This is a genomic window from Flammeovirga aprica JL-4 (genome assembly GCF_012844305.1).
Classification (GTDB): Bacteria; Bacteroidota; Bacteroidia; order Cytophagales; family Flammeovirgaceae; genus Flammeovirga; species Flammeovirga aprica.
In genome coordinates this window covers 1-18,652 of record NZ_JABANE010000037.1, presented here as the reverse complement: position 1 = coordinate 18,652, position 18,652 = coordinate 1, and the positions used below count along the sequence as shown (strand labels likewise).

Here is an 18,652-nt window from a genome sequence, read left to right as displayed (position 1 = left end):
GTAATACGTTCTTCAATTGGATATTTACGAAATTCTAGTTCATTGAATTAGAATGTTTTATCCGCATAAAAGCCACATCCTCTGAGTGTGGCTTTTTGTTTATGTCATATTAGGTTGAAATCAAATTCAAAAAAGTAATAATCCATTCATATTTACGGTTCTCAACTTCATCAATTATCATCTATTCTTCATCTATGAACAATAACCAAATAATATTGGGATAGTTCTTTTGCATCAACAACTAATTTTCAATCTATACAACATGAAACATTTCTACAAGCTATTGGTAATGACTATTTTAGTCACTTTATCAACTTATGTAAACGCTCAAAATTCATCTATTACAGGTGTCATTGTTGATGAAAACGACCTTCCATTGATTGGTGCCACCGTACGTGTATCCAATCATCAGTATTTAGGTTCGCTGACAGATGCATCGGGTAAATTTATCTTAGTAAACGTACCTGAAGGAACACAGGAATTAGAAATTTCTTACTTAGGATTTGAGACTTTAAAACAAAGTGTGGAATTAAAAGCAGGTGAGGAAGCGAACTTGAAAGTCATTAAAATGAAAGGCAGTATCATCCTTGGTGACGAAGTTGTCATCATGGGTTCTAATCTTCAAGGTCAAGCGAAAGCTTTAGGACAACAAAAAAATGCCAATAACATTATGAACGTGATCAGTGCTGATCAAGTGGGTAAGTTTCCAGATTCAAATGTTGGTGATGCATTGAAAAGAGTTCCAGGTATTACAATGCAGTATGATCAAGGTGAAGCAAGATTTGGTTTAATCAGAGGTACTTCTCCAGACTTGAGTTCAATCACTATTAATGGTGAAAGAGTTCCTTCGGCTGAAGGTGAAACAAGAGCTGTACAATTAGACCTTATCCCTGCCGATATGGTACAGTCGATTGAAGTATCAAAAACGCTGACTCCTGATATGGATGCTGATGCAATTGGCGGTTCTGCCAACTTGGTTTTAAGATCTGCTCCAAATGATCTTCGTGTCTCAGGTACTTTGGGTACAGGTTATAATTTCCTTTCTGAAAAAGCAATGCTGAATGGTGCTGTAGTTATTGGTAACCGTTTCTTCAATGATAAATTAGGTGTGATTGTAAGTGGATCTTATTTTGACCACAACTTAGGTTCTCACAATATTGAAGCAGAATGGGACAATGAGTCTAATCCTGAAATGACTGACTTCCAAATCAGAACGTATGACGTACACAGAATCAGAAGATCGCTTTCTACTACTTTGGATTATGCTTTAGGAACCAACTCTAAAATCTATGTAAGCGGGATTTATAACCACAGAGACGACAGAGAAAACAGATACCGTTTCAGATATAAAGATATTGAAGCCAATGGTGATGACACTTACACTGCTGAAATCAGAAGACAAACAAAAGGTGGTTTAGATGACAACAACAATAAAAATACACGTTTAGAAGACCAAAGAACTTACAATGTCACTTTAGGTGGTGAGCACTTGATTGCTAATCGTTTCAAATTAGACTGGTCAGGTACTTTAGCGAAAGCTTCAGAAGAAAGACCTCACGAACGCTACATTAACTGGAGACTGAAAGATGTCGTTTTAACTCAAGACCTTTCTAACCCAGAAAAACCTAATGTAAATGATAACGGTGCTGGTGTTGATTACGGTAGTTTTGATCTGAAAGAAATCACTGAAGAATATCAATACACTGAAGAGCTTGACCAAAACGCTAAAATCAACTTAGAAATTCCTTTGAATAACACTCGTAACAAAAGCATCATTAAAATCGGAGCTCGTTATAGAGGAAAGGAAAAGATGAGAAGCAACAACTACAGCGAGTTCGAGCCATCAGTTGCCAATGAGGAGAACTTTAATTTTATGATAAATCAACCTTTGAAAGATCAAACAAGAGATCCTTTCTTGGCTGGAAATCAATATAAAGGAGGAAAATTCACCGATCCTTCTGCCCTTGGAAAATATGACTTGAACAACCCTACACTTTTTGAAAAGTCAGATCTTCCAGAGGAATATTTAGGTGGAAACTATAATGCGAAAGAGCAAATCACTGCTGGGTATGCGATGTTAAAGCAAAGCTTAGGTACAAAGTGGTTCTTCATTGCTGGTGCTAGAGTTGAAAATACACAAGTAGAGTACACAGGCTACCAAGTAGAATTTAATGAAGAAGGAGATTTTGATCCTGCTGCTTCAAAAACAATTGAAGGGACAAACAGCTACACTAACGTTCTTCCATCAGTTCAAGCACGTTACAATATCAATGAGAACACAATCATCAGAGCCGCTTGGACCAACACTTTAGCTAGACCACGTTATTTTGATTTGGTACCTTACCGTGAAATCAGCAGAGAAGACAATGAACTTTCAGAAGGTAATCCAGGCTTGAAACCTACTACTTCTATGAACCTTGATTTAATGGGTGAGCATTATTTCAAATCAGTAGGTATTATCTCAGGTGGTTTATTCCACAAAACATTAAATGACTTTATCTATAACTATCAAGCACGTAACTATACGGACCCTGTAAGCGGAAATGTTTATGATCGTTACTCACAACCTCGTAATGGTGCTAAGGCAACTTTAACAGGTTTCGAAGTGGCTTTCCAACGTCAATTAGACTTTTTGCCAGGTGCATTAAAAGGATTAGGCATCTACACAAACTACACTTACACTTCTTCTGAAATCAAAGATTTAGGAATTGAGGAAAGAGAAGATGAGAAGTTATCATTACCGGGTACAGCACCGCACACAGTGAACGGATCACTTTCATTTGATTCAAAGAAATTAAGCTTCAGAGTTTCATTAAACTACACTGCGGCTTACATCGACGAGTTAGGTGATGAAGCATTCAAAGACAGATATTATGATCAGCAATTGTTCCTTGATGCCAACGCTTCATATGCATTCACTGATCAATTGCGATTATATGTTGAAGCCAATAACTTATTAAATACTCCTCTAAGATATTACCAAGGATCGGAGCAATATACTATGCAATCGGAATACTATAATGCTAGAGTTCAATTAGGATTGAAATTCGATCTATCAAAGTAATCTGAATTCCACTACAAATAGTCAAAACGTAGAGGTGCGGTTTTTCAAACTGCATCTCTTTTTTTATTGAACTTTTTTAAGATAATAAATCACTTCTTCTGTGTAATTGCTTTACATTTTACCCCTGTAAGTTTTAAAATTTTATTTATCTTAGGCAAAATTCTAGAATTACTATCTTGCAAACTTTATGGGTTACCGAAAACTCATACAGCTTCATTTTTTGATCGGGGGACGTAAATAATGTTATTAAGTAAATTAGAGATAAAAGGTTTTAAAAGTTTTGGTGAAAAAGTAACACTAAACTTTGATAAAGGTATTACTGCCGTAGTTGGACCAAACGGCAGTGGTAAATCCAATGTAGTTGATGCTATCAGATGGGTGCTTGGTGAACAAAGTACCAAGGCATTGCGTTCTGAAAAAATGGACAACATCATTTTTAATGGCACCAAAAGTAGAAGGCCATTACAGATGGCGGAGGTCTATCTTACTTTTATCAATAATAAAAACTTACTCCCTACTGAATATACAGAAGTGACCATTGGTCGCCGTTTTTACCGTTCAGGTGAAGGTGAATATTCCCTAAATGGTGTCCCCTGCCGTTTGAAAGATATTCATGGTTTGTTCCTAGATACTGGTATTGGTTCAGATAGTTATGCAATCATTGAGTTGAAAATGATTGATGAAATCTTGAACGATACACAAAATGCAAGAAGAACCCTTTTTGAAGAAGCGGCAGGAATTTCAAAGTTCAAGAAAAGTAAGAAAGAAACACTAAAGAAACTCAAGGACACAGATGCTGACTTAGAACGTGTGGATGATTTACTTTTTGAGGTGGAGAAAAATATGCGTTCACTGGAGCGTCAGGCCAAGCAGGCACAGCGTTACATCAAACTCAAGAAAACATATAAGGAGTCGAGTATTCAATTGGCCCTTAAAAAGGTAGATTCTCAAGCGAAAGAATTAAACGAACTGGCAGATAACATGACTGCCAAGAATGAAGAAAGAAACCTTACGATCAAAACAATCGATGAACTTGAGGCTTCGATTGCAAAAGAGAAAAAGGAATCTATTGATAAGGAAACTCTTTTCGCTTCAAGACAAAAAACACTGAATGAACACATCTTAAAGATGCGTCAGATAGAGAGTGAAAAGAGAATCAAAGGGGAAAGAAAACGTTTTCTGGAAGAGAAAAAACAAACGCTCGAAACACAATCTACTTTGGATAGAGAGGCTGTAGCATTAGCACAGCAAGGTATTGAGAGTTTACAGATTCAGTTGAGTTCCATTGAAAGAATGGTCAATGAAACGGAAGCTGAATTGACGAAAACACAACAGAAACGTGATACACAGACACATAAATCGGATGAACTTGAAGTAAGAACTAAAGAGTTTGAGCAACAAGTAAAAAATAAACAATCCATCATTTTTCAACTCAAACAAAAAGTTGAAATCAATGAGGTACAACTTTCTGCATTAAAGCAAGAGTTGGAAAGAGCACATGTTGAGTCTTCTGAAAAGTCTTCAAGCTTGGCAGAGTTTGATACACAATTTGCTTCTTTAGAAGGTGAAAGACTGAGTGCGAGCATGCAATATGAAGAGGTGAAAGAGAAACACGACCTCCACCAGCAAAAAATTCATGATTGCAGAGAAGAACTGGAAGGTATTAAAGATAGGTCTTCTGAAATCCTCCGTTCATTGGATGCCAAAAGAAATGAGCATGCTTTGACAAAATCATTAGTGGATAATTTAGAAGGTTATCCAGAAGCCATCAAATACCTGAAACAGGAAACCGATTGGGCCAAGGAAGCTCCTATGCTATCGGATACATTGCACTGTGAAGATGATTACAGAGTGGCTATTGAAGGCTATCTTGCTCCTTACTTGAATTACTTTGTACTTGAAAATGAGGACGAAGCTTGGCGTGCAGTCAACCTTTTGGAAGAAATGAAAAAAGGTAAAGCCAACTTCTTATTGTTAGATAAATTTGAAGGCTATTCTCCTTCGCCTCGTAAAGCAATCGAAGACGCTATCTCTGCTATTGACGTAGTAGATTTTGATGATAAATACGCTTCACTGATCACTTACCTGCTGGATGGTGTTTATATCGTTCATAGAAATCAAAATAACCTTCCTAAGAACGACAGTGTTATTTTAGTGACTAAAAATGGTAAGGCTATTCGTAGAAAGTCAGCGATCACAGGTGGTTCTATTGGCTCTTTTGAAGGTAAATCTTTAGGTAGAATCAGACACCTTGAAAATCTGACGGAAGAAATTAATGCACTTGAAAAAGAGGCTGAAGAGATTCATATTAAGAAAGTTGAAAAACAGCAACTTCATAAAGATCTTCTTCAAGTTAATTTCTCTCATGAATTAGAAAGTGCACAGCACAACCTTCAAGTCGTTTCTCAGGAATTAATTAAAATCAAAACGCAGAAAGAAGAGTTTGCGAAATTCCTGGAAGCAAGTGCCAATAAGAAAGAAGAGATTCTGGAAAGAATTGGTGATGCTGAAATTGCCATAAGCGAAGGCAAACCTCAACTGGAAGATGAAACCTATGCAATGGAGTATATGGTAGAACAGTTGGAGGAAATGCAAGAGAACTTGGCGATCGAAAAAGAGAAAAAGACTGAGTACTCAAGTAAATACAATCAACTTCACATTAATTTCCTTCAGCAAGAAAACCAGTTCAATGGGCTTCAGAAAGAGATTGATTTTAAAGATGAAGAATTGGTAAAAGCTCAGAATAGAATTGATCAGAATATAGAGGAAATAGAAAAAGTAGAGCAAGATTTATTGCGTGCTGATTCTTTGGACGAGGAAGGTGATCAAGAGCTAATTAAACTCGAAGAAGAAAAACAAAATATAGAACACGGTGTCCAAGAAGCGGAAAAAGCTTATCAAGATGCCAAGGATTTGATTTCTGACACTGAAGTCGATATCAAGCTTAAACAAGTACATAAAGAAGAAATTGATCAAGAGCTTTTAAAAGCCAATGAGAGAATCAATGCACTTCGTCTTTCTTTAACTTCTGTAAAAGAGAAAATTGCAGTTGAGTTTGAAGTTGACATTGAGCAAATGCTTCTGTTTAACCCAAAATCTCCTTCTACCGAAAATGAGGAAGAAGAAAAATCAGAGGAAGAAGAGAATCCATATAAAGAAATGGGAATTGCAGAATTGGAGCAAATCAGCGAAGATTCTAAAAGAAAATTAGGTTCATTGGGAGCTATCAATCACACCGCTATTGATGCTTTTAATGAAATCAAGGAAAGAAACTCATTTATCTTAAGCCAAAGAGAAGACCTTAATAAGGCCAAGGAACAGTTATTACAAACTATTGAAGATATTGATGCCGTAGCTCAAGAAAAGTTCATGAAGGCCTTCGTGCAGATCCGTGAGAACTTTATGGAAGTGTTCAGGTCATTATTTACAGATGAAGATAACTGTGATTTACGCTTGGCTGATGATAATGACCCCTTGAATGCAAAGATTGAGATTTTGGCCCAACCGAAAGGTAAACGACCTCTGACGATCAATCAGCTTTCTGGTGGAGAAAAAACATTAACGGCAACGGCATTGTTATTTGCCATTTACCTAATCAAACCTGCACCTTTCTGTATTTTTGATGAAGTAGATGCCCCACTTGATGATGCCAATGTGGACAAATTCAACAGAATCATCAACAAGTTCTCTTCTAACTCACAGTTTATCATTGTGACGCACAACAAGAGAACGATGTCAAGTACTGACGTCATTTATGGTGTAACGATGATCGAACAGGGTGTTACTACTGTAGTTCCTGTAGATATCAGAAATACACCACAGTTAGACGCCTTTACTTCAAAATAAAATATTGCTTTTCAGGTATTTCACCTACTATTTCTGTTCATAATTTGAATTGACGTTCATTTGTGAACATTTACAAAATCACTTAAAAATCATAAAAAACTGAATATCAATTAGTTATGTATTTTTAAGTGATTTTTGGTATGTATAAAAGTGTTGTAATAAAACTCACATTTATTTTAATCATGAAATACCGAGTCGCCCTTCTGTTACTATTACCTCTGTTTGTTTCATTATTCTCTTTCTCTCCCGTTAAATCTAACCCTACATTATCAGCAGAAAACGATAAAACGAAACAAGACAGAACCCGTAAGAAAGATAAACTTTCTGAAGAGTCTGATTGGCTTTACTATGCTGAGTCAGCAAAAGAAAGAATTATCAATAATGAAAACCTTCAAGATGCACTAGAGTTGATTGACCAAAGCTTGGATTTACAAGTCAACTCTACCAATCTAGAAATTAAAGGCGATTATTACACAAAAGTAGGTGATCTTAACAATGCTTTTGAACAGTATCAGAAGGCTATTGAACTTTGTGTTTTTGATATTAAAAAGAAACATCAATTGAAGTCACTTCAGACCAAAGCAATTGGTATTCGTCAACTTCTGGCTTCCAAAAAAAATGTAGAGAAGTAAAATGATAATTAGGTAAAAATTAAAACCAAAACCATTATAAATGACTGAACCTTACCACTTTCATGGTAAGGTTCTTATACGATTTTCATCAGTAGTTTTGCCAGAATGAGGAAAAAATTCCGACTAAGTTTAAAAAATCTTCGTAAAAGACAATTAATCCTTCGAAGTATTACAAAGATATAGAACTATTAATAATTATCAACAGATCAAATGTTAATTAACAAATAAATCTTAAAAATAGTTTCTAATTTACACTTATTACTTAATTCTGGTTGTTTTTCAGAGCTTCAATCAGCTTCGGCACTACTTCAAATGCATCTCCAACTACTCCATAATCAGCCGCTTTGAAGAATGGTGCTTCAGGGTCTTTGTTGATCGCTACTATAACTTTAGAAGAGTTTACCCCTGCCAAATGTTGAATCGCTCCTGAAATACCTACTGCAATATATAATTGTGGTGCTACCTTGATACCCGTTTGTCCTACGTGCTCATGATGCGGTCTCCAATCCATATCTGATACTGGTTTTGAACAAGCTGTTGCCGCTCCAAGCGTAGAAGCTAAATCTTCAATCATCTGCCAGTTCTCAGGACCTTTCATTCCTCTACCTGCAGAAACTACTAAATCTGCTTCCGGCAATAAAATATCTCCTTCTTGCTTGTGAACACCCACTCGCTTCACCCCAAAATCAGCATCATCAAACGCTACAGAAATTTCTTCTACCGCTGCATCTGATCCACTTTCCTCTAGTTGAACTACATTTTTAGTAACCGTAAGGACTTTTTTACCTTCAGGAACTTCTACATAGGCAAATGCCTTTCCGGTAAATACACCGCGTTTTACTACAAAACCATTAGAAGTATCTGGTAACTCTTGAACGTTAGCTACTACACTTGCACCCATTTTGATGGCTACTCTTGCCGCTACTGCATCAACCAAAGAAGAACGTGACATAATCACAGTCTCTGTTCCAGCTTGATTCGCCGCTTCTGCAATTAATTTGGCTGTTGCCGAAATTACACCATCATTCAATCGGTCATCAGAACAATGTAACACCTTTGACGCTCCATATTTACCGACACTCGCTAATTCGGAAGCATCAATACTTCCCATAGCTACGGCTGTAACGTCACCTAATTTTGAACCATATGCAACTGCTTCCAATGAAGATTTCTTGATCGCTCCATTATCTGCTTCTATAAATACTAATACTGACATGTCTTTTTGATTATTTTATGTGTTAAGTTGGGATAATAAATTATAGTACGCGGGCTTCATTTTTCAACAAACCTACAAGTTCGTCCATCTGACCTGCGTTTACCATTTTACATTCACCTTTGGCTTCAGGCAACTCAAATGATTTATAAGTTGTTACTCCATCTACGCCAACAGGCTCTACTACTTGAAGAGGCTTCTTTCTTGCCATCATAATACCTCTCATATTAGGGATTTTCCACTCCGCAATTGGCTCTTGGCACCCTGCCACAAATGGCATTGCTACCTCAACGTCTTCGTGTCCTCCTTCGATCTCTCTGCTTAACTTTGCAGTAGAACCATCCACTTCAAGTTTCATAGCAGGTGCAATAGAAGGCCATCCTAATAACTCCCCTACCAAACCGTGTACAAGTCCAGAATTGTAATCAGAAGACTCACGGCCCATTAAAATCATATCATAATTTTCAGATTTTGCATGCTCTACAATTTGTTGAGCTACAAAAAGAGAATCAGTAGGAACTGCATTTACTCTTACAGCGTTATCCGCTCCAATTGCCAATGCTTTTCTGATAGAAGGTTCCGTATCAGCCTCACCTACGTTCAGAACAGTTACAGTTCCGCCAGTAGCTTCTTTGATTTCTACAGCTCTTGCCAGTGCGAAATCATCATAAGGCCCGATGATAAATTGAACTCCGTTAGTGTCAAGCTTATTATCTGCAAACTTGATTTTAGTAGTGGTGTCAGGTACGTGACTAATGCAAACTAAAATTTTCATGTGTTGTGTTATTAATTGGTGATTACTTTCCGTGCTTGAAAGCAATAATTATCTTAAATTCATTTTATTGGTAGAGCTAAAATAGTATGCAAGCATAATAAATTGCAAGTTTTATTTAGAATAAATATAAAAGAATCGCATAAAAGTGGTTTCTTGATATAGTATTAAACATTTTCAAACACAAAAAATTATATTAACAAGTAAGTACTTGGTCAAAAGTTAACAGAGAGTTATACCTTTGCTATTGTACTTAATCAGTATAAACAGTATATCATTGAATTTCTGTAATAGAAATTTAAAGAATAACATTTACACTCAAAAAAATTTTCAAATGGGAATTGCAAAAAAAAGATTACAAACCGCTTTAGACGGTAATGTTGAAAAAATGCTAAATCAGCAAGTTCAACTTGAAGATCAATCTTCTCAATTTTATCTTTCATTTGCCTCTTGGTGTGAACGTGAGGGGTACGTAAAATCAGCGGAGTTTTTATACGATCATGCAGAAGAAGAACGTCAGCATATGTTGAAGTTTTTTAAATATATTAATGCCGTAGGTGGTCATGCTTTAGCTGCAGAAATCACTACTGTGCCACATGAGTTTGAATCACTTCGTCAGATTTTTGAAATGGTGCTCGAACATGAGGTGAAAGTAACGAAAGCTATCAATGAAATCGTAGATTGCTGTTTTCAAGCCAAAGACTTCTCTACATTCCAGTTTTTACAGTGGTTTGTAGCAGAGCAACGTGAAGAAGAAGAAACAGCACGTACAATCTTAGATGCTTTTGATTTGATAGGTGAAGACAGTCCACAAGGTTTATGGCTTATTGATCAGGAAATTGGCCGTATCGGTCAGCAGACTGAAGAAGATCCATCAGCTGAGGCTTAATCTGCTTTATAAAAATAGGCTGCATATCTTCTAATATATATGCAGCCTATTTTTTCATTTCAGATGTATGAATGGGAAGTATTAAACTTCTGTACTTTGAATGACTCTTATTCCAGAAACTTTCATATCTGTGATTGCATTCTGTACATCATTAGGTTTTAAATTAACTCCTCTTGTTGCATCTTCAATTAGGAATGTTCTAAATCCGCATGTAATCGCATCTAATGCGGTAAATTTGACACAATAATCAGTAGCAAGCCCAGTGATATAAACCTCAGTGACTCCTTTATTCTTTAGGTAATCATTTAGTCCAGTGTCCTTTCTTTTTCCATTATCAAAAAAGGCACTATAACTATCAATACTTATATCGGTTCCTTTTTTATAAACCGCATCTATATTGGTAGTATCCAACGAAGAAACAAATTCTGATCCTTCTGAATTCTGGACACAGTGTATAGGCCATAAAATCTGAGGAAGTCCGTTCAAGTCGATAATTTGTCCTAGTTCCTTGCCTTCATGATTGTCTGCAAAGCTGAGGTGCTCTTCAGGGTGCCAATCCTTAGTAGCAACTACAAGATCGAATTTTGATGATATTTTATTTATTGTTGGTATGATTTGATCTCCTTCGGGTACTTCTAGGGCACCACCTGAAACAAAATCATTCTGCACATCGACGATTATCAGCGCTCGCATATGTAAGTTTCAATATTTTTATTTTCAAATAATATTACAATTTACAATAACATTTAAAAAAATACATAAAGTTGTTATTAGAATAAATGTATCTATGTAACTTAACGTAATTGATTCTATTATACACCATTAATTTTTTGGAAAAATGGATAAAAAAAGCAAAGACTTTTTATATAAATATTTAAATAACCCCTCTCCTACTGGACACGAAGCTGAAGGTCAGAAAATATGGCTTGATTATATCAAACCATACGTTGATACTTCGTTTGTAGACAATTATGGTACTGCAGTGGCAGTGGTTAATCCTGAGGCTCCTTATAAAGTAGTCATCGAAGCACACGCTGACGAAATTGCCTGGTATGTGAATTATATCACTCCAGAAGGGTATATCTATGTGATTAGAAATGGTGGTTCTGACCATCAAATCGCTCCTTCTAAAAGAGTTCTACTACACGGTGAAAATGGTGTAGTTGAAGGTGTATTTGGATGGCCTGCTATTCATACACGTAAACCTGGTAAAGAAGCGAACCCTTCATTAGAAAATATCTTTATTGATGTAGGAGCAGCTTCAAAAGAGGAGGTAGAAGAAATGGGTATTGTGGTTGGTACTGTTATTACTTATGAAGATGAACTTCGTGAGCTAAATAAAGGACGTTACTTCTCTGGCAGAGCACTAGATAACCGTATTGGTGGCTTTATGATTGCTGAAGTAGCAAGAAGACTCAACGAGGAAAAACACGAGGTCCCATTCGGTTTATACGTTGTCAATGCAGTACAAGAGGAAGTAGGTTTGAGAGGTGCAGAAATGATCACACAAACACTTAAGCCTAATGTAGCAATCGTGACTGACGTATGTCATGATTCTTCCGCTCCTATGTACAACAAACAATTGGAGGGAGATACTAAAGGTGGTAACGGTCCTGTACTTACAGTTGCTCCTGCGGTTCAGAATAACCTTTTCAAGATGTTGGTTAACACTGCAAAGGAAAAGGAAATTCCGTTCCAGCGTGCAGCTTCATCAAGAGTAACAGGTACTGATACGGATGCATTTGCTTATTCTAATGGAGGTGTGCCTTCAGCATTGATCTCATTACCATTAAAATATATGCATACTACAGTTGAAACGGCTCATGCGGATGACATCGAGAATACTATCAAATTAATGACAGAATTCTTGAAGCAATTACCTAATGAGCATGATTTCAGATATATCAAATAAACTCACATTGCTATTTTAAGCACAAAAAATCCTCTTAGTTACTGTTGTTAAACCAAGAGGATTTTTTATGTGAAAAGAAAAAGCTTATTGTTTTTTACCGCCTGATACTTTAGGAATTGACATTCCATGATTCTTTGAGACGATTACATTAATCTTATTCATTTTATTCTTTTTCAGTTTCGATGATTTCAAATCATCCTCGCTTCTCATATCTCCTTTTGTTGCTACTACATAGTAAGAGATCTCTTTAAGACCTTTAGTAAATTTCACTCTACCATTTTCATTCGTCTTTGTTTTGGCTTTGATTCCATTCACTTCATCAAAAGCATCATCTTCATTATTATAAAGTACTACATCTGCACCTTTTACAACATTTCCTTTCTCATCTAAAACCGTCACTTGAAGACCGATTAAAGCAAAAGGACTTTCTGTTTTAGTAGGCACATTGAAACTTGAAGCCACGCTTAGTAAAACAATCCCTAAAAAAATTGATAGTAAGTTCGTTGTTTTCATAAAAAGATAAATTAGAGTTTAAAAATCATGTCCTAAAGTTACATAATACTTTGGGTTTGATTGTCTAAATCCATCTTCAATTCCCCATGCAACGTCTAATTTTAAGTAATAACCTAATAAAGTAGTACGTGCACCGACTCCATGTCCCATTAAGAACGGGTATCTGAAGTTTTTCACAGTGGCATCAAACGAACCTACAGGCCCTATTTCCTCAGTATTCAAACTGTTATCTTCCTCAAATGGGTTGACTCCTGTCCAAGCTGACCCTATATCAAAGAATACTGTAAACTGTAAATCTCTCAATAGTTTCGATTTCACAGGACGCTTTGTAAGGAATTTCATCACCGGCATTCTCAATTCAGCATTGAACAACATGTAATTCTCTCCTTCCCATTTGTTCCAGTTAAATCCTCTCAACGGACCCGTAAATTTTGTAAACATCAAATCCGTTAAATCAGGAATATCATTTACTGATTCTGGCTGTACTCCTCTTGGATCGTTGTCCATATTACCAAATGCCCAGTTATCCATTCCGCCCAATCGGTACGTTTTAGGACTTTGACCAAAGAAAGAACCTGCCGAACCTCTCAATGCAAGTGTCATTGAGCGTAATACCTTTTGGTAATGTCTGATATCAAAGGAGATATTTTGGAAGTTCTCCGAAATACTATTCAGACCTACATAATTTTCATATCTGATTTTTGCTCTAGTGCCAATCAACATGTTCTTCCCTCTCTCCAAGCTATTATCAAATACATATTCTACATTAAAACCTGTCCAATATCGGTTGACATCATTTTTATCTAAACCTGGATTGATGGAAGTATCTGTAAAACGTGTATTGGTCAAGAATGGCAACACTTGTATTCTACTTCGAATACTCACAGGTAAGGATACTCCCGCCTCATAATAGTTCTTACTATAACGGTGGAAAAGCTGATCAACATCCAAAGATTGTCTCTCATATCGAATACTGTAATCTAAACGATGCTTCAAATAAAGATACTCAGCAAAGAAATTACCATTATTCAATGAGAAGGTTCCGAATAAACCAGCATTGATCTTATGGTTCTCCATGGCATCAGTCATCATTACTTCAAACTGCAAACCAGAACCCATCAACGGATCAAAACGCATATTGGTATTAAAGCCATCTACAGAAAAACGAATTTCATAATCTTTAGACTTTGAGAACATCGACTTTTTCTTCGAAGCATCTTGCTTAGCCTTTAACCTATCATTGTATTTACTCCAGAAAGCATCTCTTTTATTTTTACTGTAAGAGAAAAACTTATAATTATCAGTATTTGCTTTATCTTCATCTTCAGCTTCCGTGTACGTAGGTTTTTGAGGAAGAAGACCAATATCAGGTCCATTATTTCCAGATCCATTAGTAGTAACAAATGAATAATTCTCAAAATCTATTTCTTCGTCAAAAGGATCTTTTTCTTCCACTTTAGGCTGTTGTTCTACTTTTACAACCTCTTCAGGCTGCACTTCGTTATTTTTCACAGTATCTTGAACAACCACTGACTGAGATTTATCTTCCACTTGTATTGTATCAGCATCGTCCCAGACTATATCGTCTCCTTCATAAATTGTATCTACAGTATCGCCTAAAATTTTTCTTAATTGTTCTTCTTCTTCTTTTGCTTGATAAATAGAGTCCTGCACTCGCTTCAACTCTTTTTGTCTCTGCTGTTCTCTGAAAAGTGCCATTCTTGCTTCTGCTTCACGCTTACGCTTGGCCTGCAGTTCTTTTTTCTTTTTAATTTCCCTCAACTCACGAAGGTCCATAATCTGTTGCCTTTTTGTCTTAGGCGTGAATATGGTATTATTGACTTCTATACTTCCTGTATATATATGTTCCTTTTCGTTACTGTAGGCCACATAGGCAATATCTCCTTTATAAGTAGTATAATCTTTAATACTGTACTTGAAATTAGAAACCTGTCGTGCTAAAGAGTCTTTCAAGTCATAGACAAAGAAATTGGTAATACCTTTTCTATCACTCAAAAACAGAAGATGATTCTCATCTAAAATCGAAGGCTTGAAATCTTTACCTAGATTATTTGTAATTCTTTCTAGTTTTTGTGGATTTGATTTTGAATAAACAAATAAATTAAATGTTGCATTGATATCTTCAAGATCGCCAGTTTTTGTTTTTGTGGAATCAACAGACCTGTTGGAACTAAAAATAATGTCTGATCCATTCGGCAGATAAGACGGCGTGATATCATCAAAATAATCTTTTGTGATTTGTCTCGTTCTACGTCTAGCAATGTTGTGTTCGTAAATATCAGTCTGTCCTCTACGTTCAGCACTCATTGCCACTTTCTTTCCATTTGGAGAAACAGAAATATCATTAATATGGTCAAACTTGAACTCAATCTCCCTTTTCAGGTACCTGAAGAAAGTATTGAAACCACCTTTCGAAAGGTTATAAATAAACATATAGTTTTGACCTTTCCGCTGGGAGAAAATAACTAATTCGTCTTTACTGATCCAATCTACAAGAGGCACATCATAATCAATCTGCTGATTCACTACTTTATAACCACTCTTAAAAACTGTTCTTATTTTCTTCTTATTAAGATCGTAAACATTAATCTTATACTTTCCTCTTTCATTTTCAGTATAAGCCAATCGAGTACCATCAGGGCTAATATTGATCTTATTATAGATTCTTGACTTTCTATTACTATTGATTGATTCTTTTTCATCAATATCAACATAATTCTTTTCTAAAGATTCGTGTTCGTCCAAGTAAAACTTTTTCCATCCTTCTATAAACTCTTCATAAGAAATACCCAGAGTATTTTGAATAGCCACTTTCTCATCCCTTACGATTCTGGTCAAGTTAAGAATAGAAGCCATATTGCTTTTACCATATTTCTCTACGAGGTAATTCCAAATAGACTGCCCCACTATTTTAGCATTCTCACCTTCTAAATATCTAATGTTCGGGAATTTTTTTGGATGTCTTGAGAAGAAATCTCTGACTTTGTCATCCATATCTCTTGACCAACCTCTAGCAATATAATCTGAAGCTCCCACTATGAACCAATTGGGAAGATTCATCAGATAACTTGATTTGATCATATCTTTTAAAGAACCGCCATACATCATTTCAAAGATGAGTGCATCAGCAATACTTCTTTTTACATCTTCTTCAAACAGATACTTGGCACCACTAAACGCCACTTCCACTTCAGAACGTATAAAACTTGTTTGTCCTGTGATGGCATAGCCCTGCTGATTAATACCAATATTACTTTGACGAAGATCCTGTATAGAATTATACACTAGAATCTTTGTCTTATAATAAGGAGCATAGCCTACCGTTTCGGTGATATTCTGATATTCTCTCTCAGCAATTTCACCGGCTATTTTGGCAATAGTAATACCATAGCCGTAATAGTAGAGTTCGAAATGTTCTGTTTCAATAAAACTCCAATCAAAAATTTCATACTGCACCCTATTTTTCCCGAAATTCTCAAGACGGAAAAAATGCTGTGCATTTGCACTCGTTGCAAATAATAACGAGATGAAAATGGAAATAAATAATTTGCAGTGTCGGTTCATATTATAAAGGTTGCTCGTTCTAGGAGCTGTCAGATTTATAAAGAGATAGATAATGTTGCACACGATTTAAATTAATCCCGCACATCACAAAAAGAGTTAATAAATAATAGCTCACTCTCGGCCGTACCGAAATTAAGATATTTTTCGAGATTGATTACAATTAATTTAATAAAAAAAATTGATGATTGTTTACTAAAAAATACAAAAGATCACCATTTTCTGCTTTTGATCATTTTTTATTGGTGACTTAAACCTAATATTTTTCTGATATTCTCAAATAATCTGTTTATTTTTGGCTTGAAAACGAAAAATTGGTAAAAGACAATAAAAAATACAGTCTTAATTAGATTATGGCAGAAGTAATCAGAATGCCTAAGATGTCAGATACGATGACAGAAGGCGTAATAGCATCTTGGTTAGTAAAAGTAGGCGATGAAATCGCTGCAGGCGATGTGATCGCAGAGGTAGAAACTGACAAAGCAACTATGGAGTTGGAAAACTATGAAGATGGTACTCTACTTTATATTGCAGTTCAAGAAAAAGAAGCAGTTCCAGTAGATGGAATTATTGCTATTGTTGGTGAAGAAGGAGAAGATTTCCAATCTCTTCTTGATGGTGGCAACGCTGCTCCTGCACCTGCTGCGGAAGCTCCGGCTCCTACTGAAGCACCAGCTGCAGCTCCTGCTCCTGCTGCAGAGGCAATTGATACTTCAGGTATTAATGCTGTTGTAGTAAAAATGCCAAAAATGTCTGATACCATGACTGACGGTACCATTTCACAATGGTTAATGAAAGTGGGTGACGACGTTGAAGCTGGCGATATCCTTGCTGAAGTTCAAACAGACAAGGCTACCATGGAATTAGAATCTTACGATGAAGGTAAGTTATTATATGTAGCTGTTGAAGACGGCGGTTCTGTTCCTGTTGATGGTGTAATTGCTATCATCGGTGAAGAAGGAGCTGACTATGAAACTTTATTGAAAGCTGAAGAAGCTAATTCGGCAGCACCGGCACCTGCTCCTGTGGCTGAAACAGCAGCTCCTGCTCCTGCAGCGGCACCTGCTCCAGCTCCAAAAGCGGCAGCTCCGGCTTCTAAAGCAGCTCCTGCAGCAACAACTCCTCAATCTCGTGATGCAGCTCCAGCTCCTGAGCATGATGGCAAAAGAGTTTTTGCTTCTCCATTAGCGAAGAAAATGGCAGAAGACAAAGGTTTCAACATTGCTATGATTCCTGGTTCTGGCGAGCACGGTAGAGTAATTAAGAGAGACGTTGAAGCTTACGTTCCTGCTCCAACAACTGCACCTGCAGCTCCTGCGGCAGTAGCAGCGCCAGTTGGTGTAGAAAGCTTTGATGATCAACCAATGAACAGCATGCGTAAGGCTATCTCAAGAAACCTTACTGCTTCTCAATTTGGTGCTCCTCACTTCTACTTGACAATGGACATCGACATGGACAATGCTATGAAAGCAAGAAAGTCTATGAACGAGCTTCCTGACGTGAAAGTATCTTTCAACGATATCGTAGTGAAAGCTGTTGCCGCTTCATTGAAGCAACACCCTATGGTAAACTCTTTAGTAGAAGGTGATTCTATCAAAGTAGCTAGCCACGTAAACGTAGGTGTAGCAGTTGCAATTCCTGACGGTTTAGTAGTACCAGTAATCAGAAATACTGACTTGATGTCATTATCTCAGATTTCTAGCACTGTGAAAGAAATGGCTGGTAAAGCAAAAGACAAGAAACTTTCTTTAGATGAAATGTCTGGCGCTACGTTCACTATCTCAAACTTAGGTATGTTTGGTATTGAGCAGTTCACTTCAATCATCAATGCTCCTGCTTCTTGTATCTTAGCAGTAGGTGGTATTAAGCAAGTTCCTGTAGTGAAAAACGGACAAGTAGTACCAGGTAACGTAATGAAAATTACACTTACTTGTGATCACAGATCTGTTGACGGTGCTATCGGTGCAGCCTTCTTACATACATTGAAAGGTTTATTAGAAGATCCAGTTAGAATCTTAGTATAATTAAGATCTCAAAAATAAATTCAAAAGCGGCTTTACTTCGGTAGAGTCGCTTTTTTTTACGAAAAAAAATAGAGCCACTATATCTAAAGAAACACAAAACGGTCACCCCTATTTAGGGAAGTACAACTCTTAACGGGTCAGTACCAAAAGTTGGGCACAGACCATAATGTTGCTACCTTTGTAATATTATGAATGACGATTTATT

11 protein-coding genes are annotated in these 18,652 nt (G+C 36.5%); 6 read left to right on the top strand and 5 right to left on the bottom strand.

Annotation, left to right across the window (positions count from 1 at the left end; genetic code table 11):
• The first annotated feature begins 262 nt into the window (after nucleotides 1-262).
• The 3 genes from HHU12_RS14540 to HHU12_RS14530 all read left to right on the top strand — a co-directional run bounded on the left by HHU12_RS14540 (nucleotide 263) and on the right by HHU12_RS14530 (nucleotide 7,542).
• Nucleotides 263-3,064 (top strand): TonB-dependent receptor, encoded by a 2,802-nt coding sequence (locus HHU12_RS14540; RefSeq protein ID WP_169657478.1) that lies wholly within the window; start codon nucleotides 263-265, stop codon nucleotides 3,062-3,064.
• A 240-nt stretch (nucleotides 3,065-3,304) separates the two neighbouring features.
• Nucleotides 3,305-6,910 (top strand): chromosome segregation protein SMC, encoded by a 3,606-nt coding sequence (gene smc / locus HHU12_RS14535; protein WP_169657477.1) that lies wholly within the window; start codon nucleotides 3,305-3,307, stop codon nucleotides 6,908-6,910.
• A 182-nt stretch (nucleotides 6,911-7,092) separates the two neighbouring features.
• Nucleotides 7,093-7,542, top strand: a complete 450-nt coding sequence (locus HHU12_RS14530) for a hypothetical protein (protein ID WP_169657476.1) — start codon at nucleotides 7,093-7,095, stop codon at nucleotides 7,540-7,542.
• A 262-nt stretch (nucleotides 7,543-7,804) separates the two neighbouring features.
• Here HHU12_RS14530 and HHU12_RS14525 read toward each other — a convergent pair whose 3' ends face one another.
• Nucleotides 7,805-8,758, bottom strand: a complete 954-nt coding sequence (locus tag HHU12_RS14525) for an electron transfer flavoprotein subunit alpha/FixB family protein (RefSeq protein ID WP_169657475.1) — start codon at nucleotides 8,756-8,758, stop codon at nucleotides 7,805-7,807.
• 40 nt (nucleotides 8,759-8,798) lie between these two features.
• Nucleotides 8,799-9,530, bottom strand: coding sequence for an electron transfer flavoprotein subunit beta/FixA family protein (locus HHU12_RS14520; RefSeq protein WP_169657474.1), 732 nt, complete (start codon nucleotides 9,528-9,530; stop codon nucleotides 8,799-8,801).
• 331 nt (nucleotides 9,531-9,861) lie between these two features.
• Here HHU12_RS14520 and HHU12_RS14515 point away from each other — a divergent pair, with 331 nt between their 5' ends.
• A complete protein-coding gene (locus HHU12_RS14515) occupies nucleotides 9,862-10,416 on the top strand; it encodes a ferritin (RefSeq protein ID WP_169657473.1) in 555 nt (184 codons plus the stop codon).
• A gap of 81 nt (nucleotides 10,417-10,497) precedes the next feature.
• Here the strand turns inward: HHU12_RS14515 and pncA are convergent, their stop codons facing one another.
• A complete protein-coding gene (gene pncA / locus HHU12_RS14510; RefSeq protein ID WP_169657472.1) occupies nucleotides 10,498-11,109 on the bottom strand; it encodes a bifunctional nicotinamidase/pyrazinamidase in 612 nt (203 codons plus the stop codon).
• 145 nt (nucleotides 11,110-11,254) lie between these two features.
• Between pncA and HHU12_RS14505 the strand changes: the two genes are divergently transcribed.
• Nucleotides 11,255-12,328: a M42 family metallopeptidase gene (locus HHU12_RS14505; RefSeq protein ID WP_169657471.1), complete on the top strand. Its 1,074-nt coding sequence runs from the start codon at nucleotides 11,255-11,257 to the stop codon at nucleotides 12,326-12,328.
• Nucleotides 12,329-12,412: 84 nt separating this feature from the next.
• Here the strand turns inward: HHU12_RS14505 and HHU12_RS14500 are convergent, their stop codons facing one another.
• Both HHU12_RS14500 and HHU12_RS14495 read right to left on the bottom strand, forming a co-directional pair.
• Nucleotides 12,413-12,841, bottom strand: coding sequence for a carboxypeptidase-like regulatory domain-containing protein (locus HHU12_RS14500; RefSeq protein WP_169657470.1), 429 nt, complete (start codon nucleotides 12,839-12,841; stop codon nucleotides 12,413-12,415).
• A gap of 18 nt (nucleotides 12,842-12,859) precedes the next feature.
• On the bottom strand, nucleotides 12,860-16,489 hold the full coding sequence (locus HHU12_RS14495) for a PD40 domain-containing protein (RefSeq protein ID WP_205959887.1): 3,630 nt from the start codon (nucleotides 16,487-16,489) through the stop codon (nucleotides 12,860-12,862).
• 287 nt (nucleotides 16,490-16,776) lie between these two features.
• On the opposite strand from HHU12_RS14495, the gene HHU12_RS14490 reads away from it, so the two are divergent.
• Complete coding sequence (locus HHU12_RS14490) at nucleotides 16,777-18,447, top strand: 2-oxo acid dehydrogenase subunit E2 (RefSeq protein WP_169657468.1); 1,671 nt, start codon at nucleotides 16,777-16,779, stop codon at nucleotides 18,445-18,447.
• The last annotated feature ends 205 nt before the right edge of the window (nucleotides 18,448-18,652 follow it).